Consider the following 18,729-nt stretch of genomic DNA (forward strand, 5'->3'; position numbering starts at 1 on the left):
ACGACCTGCCATAGCGGTGAACCTTGCCCGCAAAGCGGTATCTGGCATGCCCAGTTTCCTGGTCGCAGCGTCAGCAACCGCCAAGCAGGCTTTGAGGTACAACGCTTCTTCACCCAGGGCAAGCTGATGCCCAGCTTGCCGGTGCACTACCCCCGGCTGCTGGACCGCTGGCGCGGCTACCGTGAACAGGTCGAGCCGGTGCGCTGGATACTGATGGCCTACCAATAAAGCCCAGCCAACCCGACCACCGGCCGCCCCGACCCCAAACGCCAACAGGTGCAAAAAGCCCAGGCCGCGCAACAAGCCGCACCCCATCCAACCCGGACACGCTACCCATTTTCACCCGACGCTGCAGCCTGTCCACAAACCGAAATAATCAATTAGTCGATATAAAATTCGATACTGAACCAGCCACATCAGGAGATTATCAACAAAAATACACATAAAATCTTATCAATATCATTAAGAGTTATTTGCCATTTAATCTTTCTTTGCGTAATTGCATCAGGATTTCTTGGAATACTGACAACAGGCATACCAGCATCTGGCGACCACGGCAGCGGAAATACAACTAACACCGGATTCGCAATAAAAGTTGCATTACTTATCTTCTCAGCCATTGCAGTCACCCATTGAATTACTTCTCCATAGCTAGACAGCAAGATAAATACAAATCACTCCAAAATATTACTATCCAGCTCTTTTTGATATCTTCACTTTATTTATTGTGTTTTTAAATTTCTCATGACTGAATTGAACATAAAAAAAGCGACCCATCATTACGATGGGCCGCTTTTATCAGACTAAAGACCAAATAGCTTATTTCAGGCTGCCGGACAGAAAGGCTTTCAGGCGCTCGCTCTTGGTATTGCCGAATACTTCGTCCGGGTGGCCTTCTTCTTCCACCAGTCCCTTGTGCAGGAACATGACATGGTTGGACACATTGCGGGCAAAGCCCATTTCATGCGTCACCACAATCATGGTGCGGCCTTCTTCGGCCAGGGTCTGCATCACCTTGAGCACTTCGCCCACCAGTTCCGGGTCCAGTGCCGAGGTGGGTTCGTCAAACAGCATCACCTCCGGCTCCATCGCCAGTGCGCGGGCAATGGCCACACGCTGCTGCTGGCCACCGGACATGTGCGCCGGGTACTTGGCCTGGGCCTGGGCATCCAGCCCTACCTTGCGCAGGTATTTTTCGGCGCGGGCAATGGCTTCGTCGCGGGACAGGCCCAGCACGTGGATGGGGGCTTCGATGACGTTTTCCAGCACTGTCATGTGGCCCCACAGATTGAAGTGCTGGAACACCATGGCCAGCTTGGAGCGCATGGTTTGCAGCTGTTTCTGGTCGGACGGAATCAGTTCGCCCTGCTTGTTTTTCTGCAGGCTGATTTCCTCGCCACCCAGGCTGATGCTGCCGGCATTGGGCTTTTCCAGAAAGTTGATGCAGCGCAAAAAGGTACTTTTGCCGGACCCGGAGGAGCCGATGATGCTGATTACATCGCCGGCCTTGGCCTTGAGCGAGATGCCCTTGAGCACTTCATGGCTGCCATAGCTTTTGTGCAGGTCTTTGACGACTAGCTTTTCCATCTTTGCTTATCCTTGCGTGTTGCTCAGGTCTTCATCGGGCGCAGGTGCGCCAGCCACTTGCTTTCCGCCTTGCGGAACAGGGCCACCAGAATGAAGGTGATGCACAGGTAAATCAGCGCCGCCAGGCCAAAGGCGTCGAACGAATCATAGGTGGCGGCGTTCACGTCGCGTGCCACTTTCAGGATGTCCGGCACGGTGGCGGTAAAGGCCACGGTGGTGGCATGCAGCATCAGGATCACTTCGTTGCTGTAGGCCGGCAGGGCACGGCGCAGCGCGGAAGGAATGATCACGCGGCGGTACAGGGTGAACTTGTTCATGCCATAAGCGCGGCCAGCCTCGATCTCGCCATAAGGGGTGGCCTTGATGGCACCGGCGAAGATTTCGGTGGTATAGGCACAGGTATTCAGGCCAAAGGCCAGAATGGTGCAGTTATACCCTTCGCGGAAAAAGTGATTGAGGATGTCCACATCGCGCACGATATCCAGGCTGTACATGCCGGTGTAGAAGAACAGCAGCTGGATGTACAGCGGGGTGCCGCGAAACACGTAGGAGAACAGCCATACCGGGCGCGACAGCCACTTGGACCGGGACACGCGGGCGATGGCCAGCGGAATGGAAGCGCAAAAACCGAAGGCAATGGAAACCACCAGCAGCCACATGGTGACCGCCAGGCCGGACAGATGGTAGCCATCGGTCCACAGGAAGGCTTTCCAGTATTGTTGGATGATGTCGATCACAGTTCAGCCTCCCGCACGCCGGTGGAATAGCGACGTTCCAGCCACATCAGGACCAGGCTGGAAACCGACGTCAGAATCAGGTAAATGGCACCGGCCACCACGGTGAAGAAGAATACCTTGTAGGAGCTCTTGCCGGCATCGATGGAGGCCTTCACCACATCGGACAGGCCGATGATGGACACCAGCGCGGTGGCCTTCAGCATCACCTGCCAGTTGTTGGAGATGCCCGGCAGGGCAAAGCGCATCACCTGCGGAAACTGGATGCGGGAAAAGGTTTGCCAGCTGCTCATGCCATAGGCAATGCCGGCTTCGATCTGGCCTTTGGGCACGGACAGGAAGGCACCGCGGAAGGTCTCGGTGAAATAGGCCCCGTAGATGAAGCCCAGGGTGAACACGCCGGACACGAAGGGATTGAGGTTGATCTGCTCCATGCCCTGCCATTCGGTCAGATGGTTCATGCCGATCTGCAGGCTGTAGAAAATCAGCAGCATCAGTACCAGATCCGGTACGCCGCGAATCAATGTGGTGTAAAGCGTGGCAATGCCCTTGAGCAGCGGATTGCTCGACAACTTGGCGCCAGCGCCTCCCAGACCGATGACGAAAGACACCAAGAGCGACATGACCGCCAGCTCCAGTGTGACCCATGCACCGTCCAGGATGATAGGCCCGAATCCATCCAGAAACATGGCCGTTCCCCCTGTATGTTTATGCGCTTGCCCACGCAGATCACGCGCGGCCCGAAGCCATGCCACAGGCAGCCACGGGCAAGCCCTGGCAGCAGCGGTGGCTGCAGGTCAGTCTGGTGTGCAAGGCGATATGGATACGGACGTAACAGTGGGTGTTACGCATCTCCTCCGTACCCGTTATGAAAACGCGCCCCGGTCAGACTCCGCCGGGGCGCTGTGCTTCAGTCTGGCTTACGACTTATTTGCCGTATACGTCAAACTTGAAGTATTTCTTTTCGATTTTCTTGTAAGTGCCATCTTTCAGCATGCCGGCAATCGCCTTGTCGATGGCAGCCTTCAGATCGGTATCTTCCTTGCGCAGGCCGATACCGGCACCGGTACCCAGGGTTTTCGGGTCGTTCAGGTCACCACCGGCGAAGGCAAAGCCCTTGCCTTCCGGCTTTTTCAGGAAGCCTTCGTCAGCCTGGATGGCGTCTTGCAGCGAGGCGTCCAGACGACCGGAGGCCAGGTCAGCCAGCACCAGGCTCTGGTTCTGGTAAGGAACCACTTCTACACCGCCCGGTGCCCAGTGGGCCTTGGCGTAAGCTTCCTGGATGGTGCCTTGCTCAACACCCACGCGCTTGCCCTTCAGCGAAGCGGCAGTCGGCATCAGGCCGGAGCCGGCCTTGGCCACCATGCGGGTCGGCGTGTTGAACAGCTTGGCCGAGAAGTTGATTTCTTTCAGGCGGGCTTCGTTGATGGACATGGAGGACAGCACGCCATCAAACTTTTTGGCCTTGAGCGCCGGGATCATGCCGTCGAAGTCATTTTCCACCCAGACACATTTGGCCTTCAGGCGTGCGCAGATTTCGTTGCCCAGATCGATGTCGAAACCGACCAGCTTGCCATCCGGAGCCTTGGACTCGAACGGAGCGTAGCTGGCGTCAACGCCAAAACGAACTTCCTTCCAGTCCTTGGCGAACGCGCCAAAAGAAGTGGCCATCAGTGCCAGAGAAACGGCGGTAATCACTTTTCTCATCAGACTTCTCCTTACTGCTTTGTTTTATTTGTTCACAACATGCCGGGCAGCCCCTGCCACCGCGACATACCGATACGCCGCATCAACACGCCCTGCCTTTTGGGCAGGTCAGCTGATTGCCTGCATGGTTATATGAATAGCGCAAATTGTCCAGAACCTCGATTCCGGATACAGGATAAATAACGCATCCATCCTGACCGGGGAGGACAGCAGGCAAAGTAAACGCCCAGAAATGGAAAATCAAGTCGCATTCGATTGTATTTTTGAGTACAAAATACAACAAGCGCAAGTAAAAACACGTAGCGCGACCAAGAAAATCACGCCGCCCCCCTGTGACCAGCCCTGCCGGGCAGGGTGCTGCCAGCAGGTGCAACACCCGCACCGGAGCGTGGCTGGCCGCTGTTGCCGCACTGCGGCAACCAGGCCCCACGCCATCCCGGCCCGCGACACAGGCCATCCTTCAGGCGCAAAAAAACCGGTTCCCGACAGGGAAACCGGCTGTGCAAACCGTGCGTGCGGCTTAGTTGTCTTCGCCGGCGGCCTTGGCCGCGGCAGCAGCAGCCTTGGCCGCCTCGATCTCTTCCTGACGGGCACGGGCAGCGGCCTTGCGCGCCAGACGGGCCTCCTCGGCCAGACGCTCGGCTTCTTCGGCGGCCGCACGGGCGCGGGCGCGCATGATGCGCAGATAGTTGTCGATGGCACGCACCAGTTCGCGGGTGCCTTCGTGGGTGAGCGCGGAAATGGCGAATACGCGCGGGGTATCGACATCGAAACCCAGGCTGTCATCCGGCTGGGTCTTGGGCCAGCCATAGGCTTCCAGGAAGGCGCTTACCGTCAGGTCGCGCTCTTCTGCCGGCAGCATGTCCAGCTTGTTCAACACCAGCCAGCGCGGCTTGCCGTGCAGCTCGGCATCGTATTTTTCCAGCTCGGCCACGATGGCGCGCGCTTCACGTACCGGATCGACATCCGGATCGAACGGTGCCACGTCGACGATATGCAGCAGCAAGCCGGTACGCTGCAGATGCTTGAGGAAGCGATGGCCCAGCCCGGCACCTTCGGCCGCACCTTCGATCAGGCCGGGAATATCGGCAATCACGAAGCTGCTGGTATCGTCCATGCGCACCACGCCCAGATTGGGGTGCAGCGTGGTAAACGGATAGTCCGCCACCTTGGGACGCGCCGCCGATACCGAACGGATAAAGGTGGACTTGCCGGCATTCGGCATGCCCAACAGGCCCACATCGGCCAGCACCTTCAGTTCCAGCTTCAGCGTACGCTGTTCGCCCTCTTCACCCGGAGTGCTCTGACGCGGCGCGCGGTTGGTGGACGACTTGAAATGGATATTGCCCAGGCCACCCTTGCCGCCACGGGCAATCATCACCCGCTGGCCGTGGTGGGTCAGGTCGGCCACCAGCTCGCCGGTGTCGTGATCGGTAATCACCGTGCCCACCGGCATGTGCAGTTCGATATCGTCACCGCCCTTGCCATAGCAATCGGCACCACGGCCACGCTCGCCATCCTGTGCCAGGTATTTTTTGACGAAACGGTATTCCACCAGGGTGTTGACGTTTTCATCCGCCACCGCATACACGCTGCCACCCTTGCCGCCATCGCCACCGTCCGGGCCACCAAAGGGCACGTACTTTTCACGACGGAAGCTGGCAGCACCGTTGCCGCCCTTGCCCGCCATCACTTCAATACGGGCTTCGTCGATAAATTTCATAAATCCTCCTTGAGGAGTCAGGCGTCAAGGTTGCGAGCCTCATCCAGCCCTCACGCCTTGCCCCTCCACAGGCCCGCCCTGAGCGGCAAGCCGGATAAAAAAAAGCCCTATCTCACAGGATAGGGCTTTCTTGTCTGCAGAAAGCGATTATTCGCCGTCTACACCGGTGTACGGTACCACGGTAACGATCTTGCGCTGCAGTGCACCCTTAACGGTGAACTGAACATAGCCGTCAACCTTGGCGAACAGGGTGTGATCCTTGCCCTGACCAACATTTTCACCAGCGTGGAAACGGGTACCACGCTGACGAACGATAATGGAGCCTGCCGGAATCAGTTCGCCACCGTAAGCCTTCACGCCCAAGCGTTTGGCTTCGGAGTCACGACCGTTGCGGGAGCTACCGCCTGCTTTTTTGTGTGCCATGACTGTTTATCCTTACTTCGAAATCGCGTCGATGCGGATTTCGGTGAAGTTCTGACGATGACCCTGGTGTTTCTGGTAGTGCTTACGACGACGCATCTTGAAGATGCGGATCTTGTCGCCACGACCGTGGGAAACGACAGTAGCCGTAACGGTGGCACCAGCTACCAGCGGGGCGCCTACAACAACCTGTTCACCGTCAGCGACCATCAGCACTTCTTCGAGTACGATTTGGCTGTCGACGTCTGCAGGTATCTGTTCTACTTTGAGTTTTTCACCGATGGCAACCTTGTACTGCTTGCCGCCGGTTTTTATGACCGCATACATTCGCTTAGCTCCTAAAGAGGGATCTTCACCGCATCACGCGAGAAGAACGCGAAACTATACGCAGTCGATTCAAAGTTGTCAATAATTTCATCAGTTTAGCCGCAGAGCCAGACTGGGCATGGCTGTCTGCAAGGCTTTTCTGGTAACATTCCGCGCTTCTGGCTCCGCTAAAACCAACAACTGGCTAAAACCGTGTCCACCCCGCTATTCCGTACCCTGATCGCTGAAGACATGCAGACCGTAGATGGCGTCATCCGCGCCCGCCTGCATTCCGATGTAGTGCTTATCCGCCAGGTGGCGGAATACATCATCTCCGCGGGTGGCAAGCGCCTGCGCCCGGTACTCACGCTATTGTCCGGCAAGGCGCTGGGCTACGAAGGCGCGCATCTGTACGAACTGGCCGCCATGATCGAGTTCATTCACACCGCCACCCTGCTGCACGATGACGTGGTGGACGAATCCGACATGCGCCGTGGCCGCGAAACCGCCAACGCCCTGTTTGGCAATGCCGCCAGCGTGCTGGTGGGCGACTTCCTGTACACCCGCGCCTTCCAGATGATGGTCACCACCAATAATATGCAGATCCTGCAGGTGATGGCCGAAGCCACCAACATCATCGCCGAAGGCGAAGTACTGCAACTGTTGAATATCGGCAATACCGCGCTATCCGAACAGGACTACCTGCAAGTCATCCAGTACAAGACCGCCAAACTGTTTGAAGCCGCCGCCCGCGTGGGCGCGCTGATTGCAAACGGCAGCGAGGCCCAGGTCAAGGCGCTGGCCGACTACGGCATGTACCTGGGCACGGCCTTCCAGATCATCGACGACGTGCTGGACTACAGCGGCGACGCCGACACCATCGGCAAGAGCCTGGGCGACGATCTGGCCGAGGGCAAGGCCACCCTGCCCTTGATCTACACCATGCGCCAGGGCGATGCGGCGGCTGCCGAGGTGGTACGCCAGGCACTGGAAAACGCCAGCCGCGACCGTTTCCACGCCGTACTGGCTGCGGTACAATCCTGCGGCGCGCTGGACTACGCCAAAAACGAAGCCATCAAAGCCGCCGAACAAGCCGTGGCCGCCATTGCCGAACTGCCGGACACCCCGGTGAAACAGGCACTGGTCGAACTGGCCCGCCTGTCGGTCGAACGCAACGCCTGATCCGGATTTAGGTCTCCGTAGTTAAATGGATATAACGGCCCCCTCCTAAGGGGCAGTTACAGGTTCGATTCCTGTCGGGGGCGCCACCCACCCTTCCCAAGCGGTCCAGGAAAGTCCAAAAAACCCTCTCCGAATAAGGCTTTTCGGGTTTTTCTTTGTCCAACAGTGTCCAGCGACATACAGTGCCATCCGCCATATTTGTGTACCTTTTGGCGTACCCTCTAGCAAACATCCTCCAAAAAGGTACACAATACCTCTAGTACCTTTTGCAATCCCTACTCATGTTTGGGTACACCGCGCCACGCCGCGATCATCCGCGACAGGGAAGCTAGTCACAACCAGCGCTTGTCACCAGGGACAGGCCAAGACTCTCAGCCAAACCAGCCCACGCGCTCCCCTGTCTGAAATCACGGCCATGTCTAAATGAGCGTCACGCAGGCCAGCCCTCCCAGATAGGGCGCGAAAGGTACACAGAAAAAGGTACTCAACGAAAAGGTACACGCCAATGGCACTGACCGATGTCGCCGTAAAGCAAGCCAAGCCGCAAGATAAGCCTTACCAGCTTCCAGATGGTGAATCACTGTATCTGGAAGTCACCCCCGCAGGGGGCAAACGCTGGCTCTTTCGCTACCGTTTCAACGGCAAAGCCGGAAAGCTCGCCCTTGGCAAATACCCGACCGTGAGAATCGCCGAAGCCAGAGACAAAGCTGCCGCAGCCCGAAAATTGTTGGCTGATGGCATCAACCCAGGCGCGCAGCGCAAAGCGGACAAACTGGCGGCCAAGCTCTCCTCAGAAAGCACGTTTGCAGCCATCGCCGGAGAGTGGCATGACAAAGAAAAACATGAGTGGAGCGAACAGCACGCCGAACGGGTGATGACCTCGCTGGAGCTTCACATCTTCCCCTACATCGGCGCAACGCCCATCAACGACATCAAGCCGCTTGAGCTGCTAGAAGTTCTGCGCCGCGTGGAAAAGGCGGGAAACCTCGACACCTGCAAACGCTTACGTCAGCGTTGCTCGTCTATCTTCAGGCTCGCCATTCTGACAGGTCGTTGCGACAGTGACCCTGCGGCCCCACTGGTGGACGCACTGAAGACGCCGCAAGTGGAGCATCGCAAAGCCCTCAACCGCGATGAGCTGCCAGAGTTTCTTCATGCACTAAAAGAAATGGATTCCAACCGGCAAACCAAGCTGATGATGGAGCTGATGCTTCACACCTTCACCCGGGTAGGGGAAATGAGTATGGCCAGATGGGAGGAGATCGACTTTGACGCCAAGCTGTGGACTATCCCGCCCGAACACCGCAAGCTGACCGAGAAGTCCAAGAAATCCGCAGCGCCGCACCTTGTGCCGCTTTCTGACCACGCGCTTGCCATCCTGCGCGAGCTGCAAGCCATCAGCGGCGGACGAGAACACATCTTTCCCAATCGCAACAGCCCGAACCGTCCGATGTCGCCGGAAACGCTGCGTAGGGCATTGCATCGCATGGGATTCAAGGGCAAGGCCGATGTCCATGGCTTCCGCTCCACCGCATCCACCATCCTGAATGAAGAAGGCTTCAACCCTGATGCCATTGAGCGCCAGCTAGCCCATGTCGAAAGAAATCGGGTCCGCGCCGCCTACAACCGCGCCGAATACATGGAAGAGCGCCGCCGCATGATGCAATGGTGGTCGAACTACGTCAGCCAGCAGCAAGTTGGATAGCGCCCAGGGGCAGTAGACAATCCAGCCTCTTGCCATACACACAGCTCTACCAGACCTTGCCGATCAACGTGGTCAAGGTGAACGTCATGCATGATTAAATCACCGTATTAGCCGACCTACGGTTACAGCTGCTAGTGGTAGGGCTGCAAGTCGGCCCAAGCGGTCCCTCCGCTGCTTGTTGAACAACGGCGGGTTTACACAGAAATCCGGACAAACCCAAACCAGAAAACCCTAATTCTGGATATATTGCGTAAGGCAGGCAAGGCGGCCATGTGGCGCACCGATTCTGCAGAGCGGGCACATCAGAATAAGTCAATCATTCAGACGGTGCTGAACGATATCCGCTCGGTATTGGGCGAAAGCAAGAAATGCCCTGCGACCAGCACCACTGGAGCGCAAGGCATACGGTTAATGCTTGTTTCAGGCAGTTTGCCAGCTCGTCTGATTCGCCAGCACAGAATGCGCCTTGGCAATGTCTTCCGGTGAGCCATGCACCATCAACACATACTTGTCTGCCTTGAGCGCCGACTCATACTTGATGGCTTCCTCACCGCTGACCCCGATGCGGGTGAGCGCAGCACCCACGGCGGACAGCCCGCCAATGATGACGGCGCCTTCCAAACCGCCAACCAGCGCGCTCACTACCGGCCCGGCCATGGCCAGCAGGCCCAGCCCGGGGATCATGAACACCGCCGGTGCCAGCAGCAAGCCCCACAAACCTCCCCAAAAGGCACCAATGCCGCCCCAGGTTTTGATCTTGTCGCCGGTGCTATAAAACCCGACCGGGAATTCCTCGCTGTGATAACCCTTTCCGATCAGCGAAAGCTTTTTCACATCAAATCCAGAGCGACTGAGCACCCGGATGGCTTCCTCCGCTTCCTGGTGGGTGTTGTAAACATAAACCGATGATTTTTCATGTTCCATGATGCATGTCCTTCATGGCCGGGCAACAAGACAATGCCGCCGCCGGCGGGTTCAGATGACAACGCGGATGTTGTCGATGACATTCCGCACCCCTGGCAGGCAGGCCGCCGCATGATTGGCCAGTGCGCGTTCTGACCAGCTGTGGACTGTGCCGCCCAGGGTGATGTCCGGGCCATCGATACTGACGGTAATGCTGTTGATGTCGGCAATGGCGCGGCGCTTCAGTGCTGCTTCCACTTCGTCTTTCACCGCCAGCATCTGCAGCTTCGGGCGGATGTTGATGGTGCTGCTTACCCCGGTCACTCCGCTTACATGCCGGAGCATGCGGATGGCGGCCTTGCGCTGGAAGTCCCACTCCACATCACCGGACAAAGTGACCCAGCCGTTCTCCACCATCACCTTGATGGATTTGCCGCAGCTTCCTCCCATCAACTGCAAGGCATTGGCCGCCGCGCGCGATACATCGGCATCACTGCGTTTGTCCGATCCGGGCAGATCAACGGTGATCTCTACCGCAATCGCCTGCACACCAACCACACGCTGAGTGGCTTTTTCAGCGGCCCACTTCTCGGCAAAGTTGGCAACATGGCCGCTCAGGGTAATGACCCCCTGATTGGCTTCCACTCCGATGTGGGTGGCGGTGACCGCCGGGTCCCATTTCAGTTCGGCCAGGACATCACTTTGCAGTTGGGCATCATTCTTGATCATGGCATCACTCCTTTGTATGAGAGGAGTAAAGGCTGAGCCGAATATGCAGATCGGTCTGTTGGCTAGCGCACACAGTAGGCGTCGTTTGCATGCCGCCGCGCTGGCCAATGGTCGCCGGGCTGCGAGTTCCGGCGCTGTGGGTTATGTATGCTTGCGCACAGAATATGCGGCGCGCTGCTGACACCATGCCACTTTCTGCTTGGCCCTGCGCCATCCAGCGGCAAGCATGGAAATGCACCACCCTTTGCAGGAGGCCACAGCATGCACAGTGCCAGCTATTTACGCGAATTTTCCTTCGGCCAGGGGCAGGTCGGTTTGTACTACGCCCTGCCTTTGCTGCAACAGCAGGGCTTTGGTGCCATCGCGCGGCTGCCGGTGTCCTTGCGGATCATGCTGGAATCGCTGCTGCGTAATCTGGATGGCGAGCGGGTGACCGAGGCCCATGTGCGCCAGTTGGCCAACTGGCAGCCGCAAGCGGAGCGCAATACGGAAATCCCTTTCGTGGTGGCGCGTATCCTGTTGCAGGACTTCACCGGCCTGCCCTTGCTGTGCGATCTGGCGGCCCTGCGCGATGCCACCATCCGTCTGGGAAGGTCGCCCGCGCTGATCACGCCGAAAATACCGGTGCATCTGGTGGTGGATCATTCGGTGCAGGTGGATTTCTTCCGCGAAGCCGATGCCTTGCAGCGCAACCTGCTGCTGGAATATCAGCGCAATGCTGAACGCTACCGTTTCATCAAATGGAGTCAGCACGCCTTTGCCAATCTGCAGGTCACACCACCTGGACGCGGCATTGTTCATCAGGTGAATCTGGAGTATCTGGCACCAGGGCTGAGCCGAGATGACCGAATTTACTTTCCCGATACGCTGGTTGGCACCGATTCACATACCACCATGATCAACGGGCTGGGCGTGCTGGGCTGGGGTGTGGGCGGTATTGAGGCGGAGTCTGCCATGCTGGGACTGCCGGTGTTCTTGTTGCAGCCCGACGTGGTGGGCGTGCATCTGCACGGACACTTGCCGGCGGGGGTGACTGCTACGGATGTGGTGCTCACCCTGACCGCGCTGCTGCGCAAGTCGGGTGTGGTAGGTGCTTTTGTGGAATTCTTTGGGCATGGGGCCGCCCGGCTCACCGTGCCGGACCGCGCTACCATTGCCAATATGGCCCCGGAGTATGGCGCCACCGTGGCGTATTTCCCACCTGATCATCAAACCGTGGCCTACCTGATTGCCACCGGCAGGGACCGCGAGCAGGTGGCTGCTTTTCAGGCCTATTTCCAGGCGCAGCACATGTTCGGCATGCCATGCCTGGGCGAGATCGACTACAGCCGCATCATCAACGTCAACCTGGCAGACATCGAGCCCTGCGTGGCTGGCCCGCGCCGGCCGCAGGATCGCATCTCGCTGCGTCAGTTGAAGCAAAGTTTCATGAGCACGCTGTTTGCCCCAGTCGAGCAGGGTGGGTTTGGCAAGGGCGGGGTGGCCAGCGATAGGTCGCCGCACCCGGCGCAAACCAGGCAACTGACGCATGGCGACATCGTGATTGCTGCCATCACCTCCTGCACCAATACCTCGCATCCAAGCAGCATGCTGACGGCCGGCCTGCTGGCGCGCAAGGCGGTGGCACTGGGCTTGAAAGTGCCGAGCCACATCAAGACCTCGCTGGCCCCCGGTTCGCAAGTGGTGCGTGACTACCTGCACCGCGCCGGCTTGCTCGAGCCATTGGCACAGCTGGGTTTTCAGCTGGTGGCCTATGGCTGTACCACCTGCATTGGCAATTCGGGGCCGCTGGACCCGGTGCTAGAGCAGCAGATTGTCCAGGGGGATCTTGTCTGCGCCGCCGTGCTGTCCGGCAATCGCAATTTCGAAGCGCGCATTCATCCGGCGCTAAGGGCCAATTTCCTGATGAGTCCGCCGCTGGTCGTGGCTTTTGCCCTTGCTGGACGGATAGGCATAGACCTGGGCAGCGAGCCGCTTGGCCAGGACGCACAAGGCAATGCGGTTTATCTGTCCATGCTGTGGCCAAGCCAGCAGGAAATAGACAGCGCCGTGCACGATGCAGAAGACCCGGCAAGCTATCCACGCTTGTATCAAGTGCCTGACGCCTCCTTGTGGCAGGCGTTGCCGCTCAACCCGCAGCAGGCCTACAGCTGGCCACCTTCCAGTTATATTGCCCGTCCGCCCTTTCTTGATGCGGTAGTGCTAGACCTGCCGCCGCCACGGCAGGCAATACGGCAGGCCAGGGCGCTGGCGCTGTTTGGTGACTCGGTCACCACCGATCACATCAGCCCGGCAGGCAGTATTGGCGCAGACTCCTGTGCCGGCCTCTATTTGCAGCAACTGGGCATCGCGCCTGCTGACTTCAACAGCTACGGCTCGCGCCGGGGTAATCACCAGGTCATGGTGCGCGGCACCTTTGCCAATATCAGGATACGCAACCTGATGCTGCCTCCGGCCGCAGATGGCAGTCCGGTCACCGGCGGCATGACCCTGCACCAGCCGGATGGCCAGCAAGGCTTCATCCATGATATTGCCCGGCGTTATCAGACAGAACAGGTGGCATTGCTGATTATTGCTGGCAAGGAATATGGTAGCGGGTCAAGCCGGGACTGGGCGGCGAAAGGAACAGCACTGCTTGGTGTGCGTGCGGTCATTGCCGAAAGCTTCGAGCGCATCCACCGTGCTAATCTGGTGGGCATGGGGGTGTTGCCGCTGCAATTCATGGCAGGGGACTCCATCGCATCGCTTGGGCTGACTGGGAGGGAATTGTTCACGCTGGAGGGGCTGGATAACACACTGCTTCCGGCACAGCCGGTACAGCTGCATATCGACTACCCCGATGGTGCTCACCGGCGCTGCACTTTGCTGTTACGGGTAGACACCGCAACCGAGGTGGACTACTGCCGCCATGGCGGGATATTGCCCTTCGTATTGCGCAGCCTGTTAAGAACTGCCGACAAACCCTTGTAGAGAGTCCGGGCCTCGGCAACGCAGAGCAAGCTTGCCCATGGGATGGGCGGATGATGGATGAAGCAAAGCGCCGTCGGCACAAGCAGCGATCAGCCCGTGCCGGCAGTGCTTTCATTTCACCTCATGGCCAATCACGCCACCTACGGCAGCACCACCCACCGTGCCCGCCGCACTGCCACCGGTAAGGACGGCGCCCACGCCAGCGCCGATGCCGGCACCGATGGCCGTATCCTTGCCGCGTTCCGACATGGAAGAACAGCCAGCCAGTCCGGCCAGCAGCATGACTGCGCAAAATCCGTTTCGCACTGCACCCATGAATCTCTCCTTGAACCCGCTCTGCCGGCAACGCGCAGTTGCTGGCGTCGGCTGGCTCTGGCATCAGCCCTCCACCCGTTGGTGGGGGCTTTGATGTGACAAGGCTAGATGCGACGCCCTTGCAGGACACGCACCACCACCACGATCAGCATCAACAGCAACAACAGGTGGATCAGCCCACCCATGGTGTAGGAAGTGACCATGCCCAGCGCCCACAGCAAAAACAGAATCACTGCAATTGTTTCCAACATGATGACACTCCTGCAAACAGGCAGGCGGCATCAGGCGGATGGCAATGCATCCGCCAGACCCACACCTGCCAGTACTTGGGTCTGCTAACAAAATCACGGTGCGTCGGCGCGCCTGGCTTCAGGGGCACTACGCTATTCTGTTAGCCGCTCTTATTCGCTGTAGAGATCGGTACCGTAGAAGTCATGAACGATACCGGCCCAGGCCGGGTCGGCCATGTCCGGCCACTGGTCCTTGTCAAAGCCTGGCGCGTGGGTAAAGCGCTCCTTGCTGATATTGAGCATGAAACGCTTGTTGATGGGGTCCAGTACCAGCGCTTGCCATGGCACGGCAAACAGCTTTTCGCCCAGCCCCATGAAGCCGCCAAACGCCAGCACGGCATATGCCACCCGGCCGCTGCTGACATTCAGCATGATTTCCTTGATGTCACCCAGCACCTCGCCTTGTTGATTCAAAACAGCGTCACCTGTCAGCGTGTTGGCACCCATCAGATAGGGCCCAGGCCCGCCGGTGTTGCTACTGGTGCGATTGCTGCCATCCGTATTGAGCTGCATCTGGTTCATCACCTTCTCCTTAAACCGAAGCACGGCTTGCTTCTGCCGTAGCCAAAGGGATTGCTGGCTACTGCTCCGGCTTACGCCAGCCATTAGCACTGCACTGTTCGGCAGCACACCGAAGACCGATAAATCCACCGGCACAACATATTGCCGAGGTGTGCGCTGGCGTACAGACCGGCCTGGCGGGCAAGTCCTACCCTGGCTGCAGACCCATCACCAAGGAGAGTTTCATGGACAAGTCAGCCGAGCAGGACAAAACCCTTGCCGCCAAACAGAGCGCGGTAGAGGTCTCGGTCGAGATCAGTAAGCAGGACGCTAGCTTTCATTTCCCCAGCGTTGATGAACTGAAAGGCAAATGGAAGGAGCATGTGGGTGCGGCCAAGGTTGTCTGGGGCCAATTGACCGACGACGAACTGCTGCGTGCCGAAGGCCAGGCGCAGAAATTGATCGGGTTGATCCAGCAGCGCTATGCCATTACGCGTGAAGAAGCCGAGCGTCAGGTAAAGCATTTTCTGGACAAGCTCAAATAGGCGCGGACTGTCATTTTCACGGCCGCGCTGTGCCCGGCCTTTGTCTTGCTTCTACCCATACCGGAGAACTGCACCATGAAAACCCTACCCCGCCAGCTGCTGCCGGCCACCCTGGTCGCCTGCCTTGCGCTGCTTAACTGCAACCCGGCTCAGGCGGCAGCAAGCAATCAGGACTTAAAAGATGCACGCCAGGAAAGCCAGCTATCCACTACTTACACCCTGAATCCATCGCTGCGTGATCAGGACATCCGGGTGCTGGTGCATGAAGGCAAGGTCACGCTGACCGGTACGGTGGAGGAGGGGGTGAAAAAGGAGCTGGCCAAAGAAATTGCCCTGGCTGTCGCTGGCGTCACCAGCGTGGACAACCAACTGCAAGTCAACAGCGATTTTGTGCCGAGCAAGTCCAGCGCCGCCCGCAGCTATGGCGAATTGACCGACGATGCCACCATTTCCGCAGCAGTCAGATCCAAACTGCTGTGGAGCAAGTACGCCGATGGGCTTGCTGTGACGGTGCATACCAAGCTGGGCAAGGTCAGCTTGCAGGGAACAGCCAATAGCGCCAGTGCCAGCCAGGCGGCCAGCCGCATGGCAAGCAGCACCCGTGGTGTGGTGTCGGTAGACAATCAGCTACAGATCCGCACTGTCAAACCTACGCTGGCCGAGTCGGTGAAAAATTCCAGCCAGCATGCCGAGCAAAGCATCTCGGACAGCTGGATCACCACCAAGGTGAAATCCAGCCTGCTGTACTCCAGCCATGTCGAAAGCTCCAGCATCAACGTCAAGACACGTCATGGCGTGGTGGTACTGAGCGGCCGGCTGGGCAGCAAAGCCGAGCGCGCGCTGGCGATTGAACTAAGCAAGAACGTGCGCGGCGTAAGGCAGGTAGATGCGTCCGCCTTGTCCTTGTCTGGTCAATAGCCATCATCATCGGATCGCCGGGACGGGATCAGGAGCAAACACCATGCGCTACATACTGGTTGGCATTTCCCTGTCGCTGCTGCTTGGGCCCAGTACCACCCTGCAAGCGCAGACCCGTCTTGACATCAGCATCAGCAGTTATCCTTCCCTGATCCTCATTCCGGGTTACCCGGTGTATTACGACCCTGCGCAGCAGCTCAACTACTTTTTCTATGGCGGCCGTTACTGGGTGTTCCATGAAGATGGCTGGTATTACAGCAGCTGGTATAACGGGCCATGGACACCGATGGCGGCAGACCGGGTGCCCGTGTTCATCTGGCGCATTCCCTTGCGTTATTACCATCATCGCCCGGCTTATTTTCTTGGCAGGAACGCCAATGCAGCGCCGCCCTGGGACCAGCACTGGGGAGCCGGCTGGAGCCGCAAGTACCCGGACTGGCAGCAGTGGAACAGGCAATCCGTACCGCCAGCCAGCCCGCTGCCCGATTATCAGAAACAATATGGTGGCAACCGCTACCCGCATTCTCTCAAGCAGCAGTCCACGCTGGAGCATCAGCAAGCAAGACAGCACGGTACTGACCGCCATCCTCCCGGACTCGCCACGCCCGGTGCGCAGCCACCTTCGTCGCCACGGCCTGTGCCAGACCCTGCACGCCATGCCGCGCCAGCCATGCCGGATAACAAGCACCCGATGAACGCGGATCCGCCGCATCGGGCCCGCTCTGCAGAGCAGCCCCCACACCCGGCCAGACCCGCTGATGGCCACGCCGAATCCATACGCAAACCCGCCGGGCAGGCCGGTGCAGCTGCTGCGCCAGACAAGCCGGAACAGACCATGCACCCGCAGCGGCCGCCCACAATGGATGAGCTCAGGCATCGCCCAGGTGCAGAACCCTGAACCCAGCACGGCTTGCCGCCAGTGCAGGCAGGCCGCTTTGCATCCCGCAACCCTGGCTGGCCGGGTAGGCCAGCTCCTTCTGCAAGGACATACCGCATGATCTGGCAACAACGCATAGAACGCCTGGCCTGCCAGCTACGCCAGCACAGCCCCTTGCCGGCGCGTCTGGTCTGCAATGGACAGTCCATTGATTTCGGGCTGTTCGAGCAGCCATTGGTGACCATGCACATCCGCAAGGCTGCCGGCTTGCGTTACTTGCTTTCCCCGCGGCTGGACCATCTGGGTGAAGCGTATGTCCGGGGCCTGGTCGATATCGACGGCAAGCTGGATGACATCATCGAGATGGCGCATGCCCTGGCGCGGCGTGGCAAGCCCTATCCCTTGCAGCGCCTGGCGGGGCTGCTGTTTCAGCATAATCGTCGGGCCGATCGCCAGGCCATTCAGTACCACTACGACGTGTCCAACCACTTTTACGCACAGTGGCTGGACCCGGAAATGGTGTACTCCTGCGCTTATTTTTCCGAGGGTGATGAAACACTGGCGGCAGCACAAATCAAGAAAATCGACCATATCCTCACCAAGGTGAGGCTGCAAAGCGGGCATACCTTGCTGGATATCGGCTGTGGCTGGGGTGCGCTGGTCATCCGGGCGGCACGGCAATTCGGTGCCAGATGCCTGGGCATTACCCTGTCACAACAGCAGTTTGAAGAAGCCACACGCCGGGTAAAGCAGGCCGGTGTGCAGGATAGGGTAGAAATCAGGCTGATGGATTATCGCGATGTGTCCGGCAGTTTTGACCGGATTACCAGCGTCGGCATGTTTGAACACGTCGGCATCAAGGGGTTGGCCGACTACTTCAGGCAGATAGTGAATCTGCTCAGTCCGGATGGGCTGGTACTGAACCACGGCATCACCTCGGTCAGCACCCGTCAGCGGGACGCCCCATTCGGCGCCGGCAATTTCATCGACAAATATGTTTTTCCCGGCGGCCAGTTGCCCCATATCGGCACCACGCTAAGCACCATGCAGCAGGGTGGTCTGGAGGTGCTGGATGTGGAAAACCTGCGCCGTCACTATGCCTTGACCCTCAGCCTGTGGTCGCAGAATTACGAGAAGAACAGCAGTAGCATCCGCCAGGAAATCGGCGAGGAACGCTACCGTATCTGGCGCATTTATCTGGCCGGGTGTGCCTATGCCTTCTGTAACGATGTAGTCAGCATTTACCAGATTCTGTGTCAGCCCGCAGGACGTCCTGCCGATACCTTGGCATGGTCCCGCCAGTATATGTACGAGTGA

At 58.6% G+C, this 18,729-nt stretch carries 21 protein-coding genes and 1 tRNA gene; 9 read left to right on the forward strand and 13 right to left on the reverse strand.

Going from position 1 to position 18,729, the window contains the following annotated elements; translation table 11 throughout:
• Positions 1-228 (forward strand): hypothetical protein (locus DFR38_RS21245; RefSeq protein ID WP_211310758.1); only part of this gene is annotated, 228 nt, incomplete at its 5' end.
• A gap of 188 nt (positions 229-416) precedes the next feature.
• Here the strand turns inward: DFR38_RS21245 and DFR38_RS21030 are convergent.
• The 8 genes from DFR38_RS21030 to rplU all read right to left on the reverse strand — a co-directional run bounded on the left by DFR38_RS21030 (position 417) and on the right by rplU (position 6,498).
• The gene (locus DFR38_RS21030; protein ID WP_146215971.1) at positions 417-620 is read right to left on the reverse strand and encodes a hypothetical protein; all 204 of its coding nucleotides are present in this window, start codon (positions 618-620) and stop codon (positions 417-419) included.
• A gap of 199 nt (positions 621-819) precedes the next feature.
• Complete coding sequence (locus DFR38_RS11725; protein ID WP_059284482.1) at positions 820-1,587, reverse strand: ABC transporter ATP-binding protein; 768 nt, start codon at positions 1,585-1,587, stop codon at positions 820-822.
• Between the two features lie 23 nt (positions 1,588-1,610).
• A complete protein-coding gene (locus DFR38_RS11730; protein WP_059284481.1) occupies positions 1,611-2,324 on the reverse strand; it encodes an ABC transporter permease in 714 nt (237 codons plus the stop codon).
• On the reverse strand, positions 2,321-3,010 hold the full coding sequence (locus DFR38_RS11735; RefSeq protein WP_059284480.1) for an ABC transporter permease: 690 nt from the start codon (positions 3,008-3,010) through the stop codon (positions 2,321-2,323). Before DFR38_RS11735 ends, DFR38_RS11730 begins: the two co-directional genes overlap by 4 nt.
• Before the next feature lie 238 nt (positions 3,011-3,248).
• Positions 3,249-4,028, reverse strand: coding sequence for an ABC transporter substrate-binding protein (locus DFR38_RS11740; protein WP_059284479.1), 780 nt, complete (start codon positions 4,026-4,028; stop codon positions 3,249-3,251).
• Positions 4,029-4,548: 520 nt separating this feature from the next.
• Positions 4,549-5,751: a GTPase ObgE gene (gene obgE / locus DFR38_RS11745; RefSeq protein WP_059284478.1), complete on the reverse strand. Its 1,203-nt coding sequence runs from the start codon at positions 5,749-5,751 to the stop codon at positions 4,549-4,551.
• Between the two features lie 147 nt (positions 5,752-5,898).
• The gene (rpmA, locus tag DFR38_RS11750) at positions 5,899-6,174 is read right to left on the reverse strand and encodes a 50S ribosomal protein L27 (protein ID WP_045847787.1); all 276 of its coding nucleotides are present in this window, start codon (positions 6,172-6,174) and stop codon (positions 5,899-5,901) included.
• A 12-nt stretch (positions 6,175-6,186) separates the two neighbouring features.
• Entirely contained in the window at positions 6,187-6,498 is a 312-nt protein-coding gene (gene rplU / locus DFR38_RS11755; RefSeq protein ID WP_059284477.1) for a 50S ribosomal protein L21, read from the reverse strand.
• A gap of 192 nt (positions 6,499-6,690) precedes the next feature.
• On the opposite strand from rplU, the gene ispB reads away from it, so the two are divergent.
• The 3 genes from ispB to DFR38_RS11770 all read left to right on the forward strand — a co-directional run bounded on the left by ispB (position 6,691) and on the right by DFR38_RS11770 (position 9,364).
• Positions 6,691-7,659, forward strand: a complete 969-nt coding sequence (gene ispB, locus DFR38_RS11760; RefSeq protein WP_082693247.1) for an octaprenyl diphosphate synthase — start codon at positions 6,691-6,693, stop codon at positions 7,657-7,659.
• 11 nt (positions 7,660-7,670) lie between these two features.
• A tRNA-Arg gene (locus tag DFR38_RS11765) sits at positions 7,671-7,745 on the forward strand.
• A gap of 419 nt (positions 7,746-8,164) precedes the next feature.
• Complete coding sequence (locus DFR38_RS11770) at positions 8,165-9,364, forward strand: tyrosine-type recombinase/integrase (protein WP_059284476.1); 1,200 nt, start codon at positions 8,165-8,167, stop codon at positions 9,362-9,364.
• A gap of 420 nt (positions 9,365-9,784) precedes the next feature.
• On the opposite strand, the gene DFR38_RS11775 is transcribed toward DFR38_RS11770, so the two are convergent.
• Both DFR38_RS11775 and DFR38_RS11780 read right to left on the reverse strand, forming a co-directional pair.
• Positions 9,785-10,288 carry a hypothetical protein gene (locus tag DFR38_RS11775; RefSeq protein ID WP_059284475.1) on the reverse strand — a complete coding sequence of 168 codons (504 nt, stop codon included), beginning with the start codon at positions 10,286-10,288 and terminating at the stop codon, positions 9,785-9,787.
• A 51-nt stretch (positions 10,289-10,339) separates the two neighbouring features.
• Positions 10,340-10,996 carry a BON domain-containing protein gene (locus DFR38_RS11780; RefSeq protein ID WP_204377390.1) on the reverse strand — a complete coding sequence of 219 codons (657 nt, stop codon included), beginning with the start codon at positions 10,994-10,996 and terminating at the stop codon, positions 10,340-10,342.
• Positions 10,997-11,257: 261 nt separating this feature from the next.
• Here DFR38_RS11780 and acnA point away from each other — a divergent pair, with 261 nt between their 5' ends.
• Entirely contained in the window at positions 11,258-13,966 is a 2,709-nt protein-coding gene (gene acnA / locus DFR38_RS11785) for an aconitate hydratase AcnA (RefSeq protein ID WP_059284474.1), read from the forward strand.
• A 111-nt stretch (positions 13,967-14,077) separates the two neighbouring features.
• On the opposite strand, the gene DFR38_RS11790 is transcribed toward acnA, so the two are convergent.
• The 3 genes from DFR38_RS11790 to DFR38_RS11800 form a co-directional block, all read right to left on the reverse strand.
• Positions 14,078-14,281 (reverse strand): glycine zipper 2TM domain-containing protein, encoded by a 204-nt coding sequence (locus DFR38_RS11790; protein ID WP_059284473.1) that lies wholly within the window; start codon positions 14,279-14,281, stop codon positions 14,078-14,080.
• 104 nt (positions 14,282-14,385) lie between these two features.
• A complete protein-coding gene (locus DFR38_RS11795) occupies positions 14,386-14,532 on the reverse strand; it encodes a lmo0937 family membrane protein (protein ID WP_110313444.1) in 147 nt (48 codons plus the stop codon).
• A gap of 150 nt (positions 14,533-14,682) precedes the next feature.
• Complete coding sequence (locus DFR38_RS11800; RefSeq protein ID WP_059284472.1) at positions 14,683-15,093, reverse strand: PRC-barrel domain-containing protein; 411 nt, start codon at positions 15,091-15,093, stop codon at positions 14,683-14,685.
• Between the two features lie 224 nt (positions 15,094-15,317).
• On the opposite strand from DFR38_RS11800, the gene DFR38_RS11805 reads away from it, so the two are divergent.
• From DFR38_RS11805 to DFR38_RS11820, 4 genes are all read left to right on the forward strand, one after another.
• The gene (locus DFR38_RS11805; protein WP_082693249.1) at positions 15,318-15,617 is read left to right on the forward strand and encodes a CsbD family protein; all 300 of its coding nucleotides are present in this window, start codon (positions 15,318-15,320) and stop codon (positions 15,615-15,617) included.
• A gap of 75 nt (positions 15,618-15,692) precedes the next feature.
• Entirely contained in the window at positions 15,693-16,535 is an 843-nt protein-coding gene (locus DFR38_RS11810; RefSeq protein WP_059284471.1) for a BON domain-containing protein, read from the forward strand.
• 43 nt (positions 16,536-16,578) lie between these two features.
• Positions 16,579-17,433, forward strand: coding sequence for a hypothetical protein (locus tag DFR38_RS11815; RefSeq protein ID WP_059284470.1), 855 nt, complete (start codon positions 16,579-16,581; stop codon positions 17,431-17,433).
• Positions 17,434-17,529: 96 nt separating this feature from the next.
• Complete coding sequence (locus tag DFR38_RS11820) at positions 17,530-18,729, forward strand: SAM-dependent methyltransferase (RefSeq protein ID WP_059284469.1); 1,200 nt, start codon at positions 17,530-17,532, stop codon at positions 18,727-18,729.

Origin of the sequence: Aquitalea magnusonii, assembly GCF_003202035.1 — a bacterium.
GTDB classification, from domain to species: Bacteria; Pseudomonadota; Gammaproteobacteria; order Burkholderiales; family Chromobacteriaceae; genus Aquitalea; species Aquitalea magnusonii.

Coding starts and splice junctions, on each gene's coding strand:
- DFR38_RS21030 (WP_146215971.1), bottom strand. CDS start 620: ATGGCTGAGAAGATAAGTAATGCAACTTTTATTGCGAATCCGGTGTTA.
- DFR38_RS11725 (WP_059284482.1), bottom strand. CDS start 1,587: ATGGAAAAGCTAGTCGTCAAAGACCTGCACAAAAGCTATGGCAGCCAT.
- DFR38_RS11735 (WP_059284480.1), bottom strand. CDS start 3,010: ATGTTTCTGGATGGATTCGGGCCTATCATCCTGGACGGTGCATGGGTC.
- DFR38_RS11740 (WP_059284479.1), bottom strand. CDS start 4,028: ATGAGAAAAGTGATTACCGCCGTTTCTCTGGCACTGATGGCCACTTCT.
- obgE (WP_059284478.1), bottom strand. CDS start 5,751: ATGAAATTTATCGACGAAGCCCGTATTGAAGTGATGGCGGGCAAGGGC.
- rpmA (WP_045847787.1), bottom strand. CDS start 6,174: ATGGCACACAAAAAAGCAGGCGGTAGCTCCCGCAACGGTCGTGACTCC.
- rplU (WP_059284477.1), bottom strand. CDS start 6,498: ATGTATGCGGTCATAAAAACCGGCGGCAAGCAGTACAAGGTTGCCATC.
- DFR38_RS11770 (WP_059284476.1), top strand. CDS start 8,165: ATGGCACTGACCGATGTCGCCGTAAAGCAAGCCAAGCCGCAAGATAAG.
- DFR38_RS11775 (WP_059284475.1), bottom strand. CDS start 10,288: ATGGAACATGAAAAATCATCGGTTTATGTTTACAACACCCACCAGGAA.
- DFR38_RS11780 (WP_204377390.1), bottom strand. CDS start 10,996: ATGATCAAGAATGATGCCCAACTGCAAAGTGATGTCCTGGCCGAACTG.
- acnA (WP_059284474.1), top strand. CDS start 11,258: ATGCACAGTGCCAGCTATTTACGCGAATTTTCCTTCGGCCAGGGGCAG.
- DFR38_RS11790 (WP_059284473.1), bottom strand. CDS start 14,281: ATGGGTGCAGTGCGAAACGGATTTTGCGCAGTCATGCTGCTGGCCGGA.
- DFR38_RS11795 (WP_110313444.1), bottom strand. CDS start 14,532: ATGTTGGAAACAATTGCAGTGATTCTGTTTTTGCTGTGGGCGCTGGGC.
- DFR38_RS11800 (WP_059284472.1), bottom strand. CDS start 15,093: ATGAACCAGATGCAGCTCAATACGGATGGCAGCAATCGCACCAGTAGC.
- DFR38_RS11805 (WP_082693249.1), top strand. CDS start 15,318: ATGGACAAGTCAGCCGAGCAGGACAAAACCCTTGCCGCCAAACAGAGC.
- DFR38_RS11810 (WP_059284471.1), top strand. CDS start 15,693: ATGAAAACCCTACCCCGCCAGCTGCTGCCGGCCACCCTGGTCGCCTGC.
- DFR38_RS11815 (WP_059284470.1), top strand. CDS start 16,579: ATGCGCTACATACTGGTTGGCATTTCCCTGTCGCTGCTGCTTGGGCCC.
- DFR38_RS11820 (WP_059284469.1), top strand. CDS start 17,530: ATGATCTGGCAACAACGCATAGAACGCCTGGCCTGCCAGCTACGCCAG.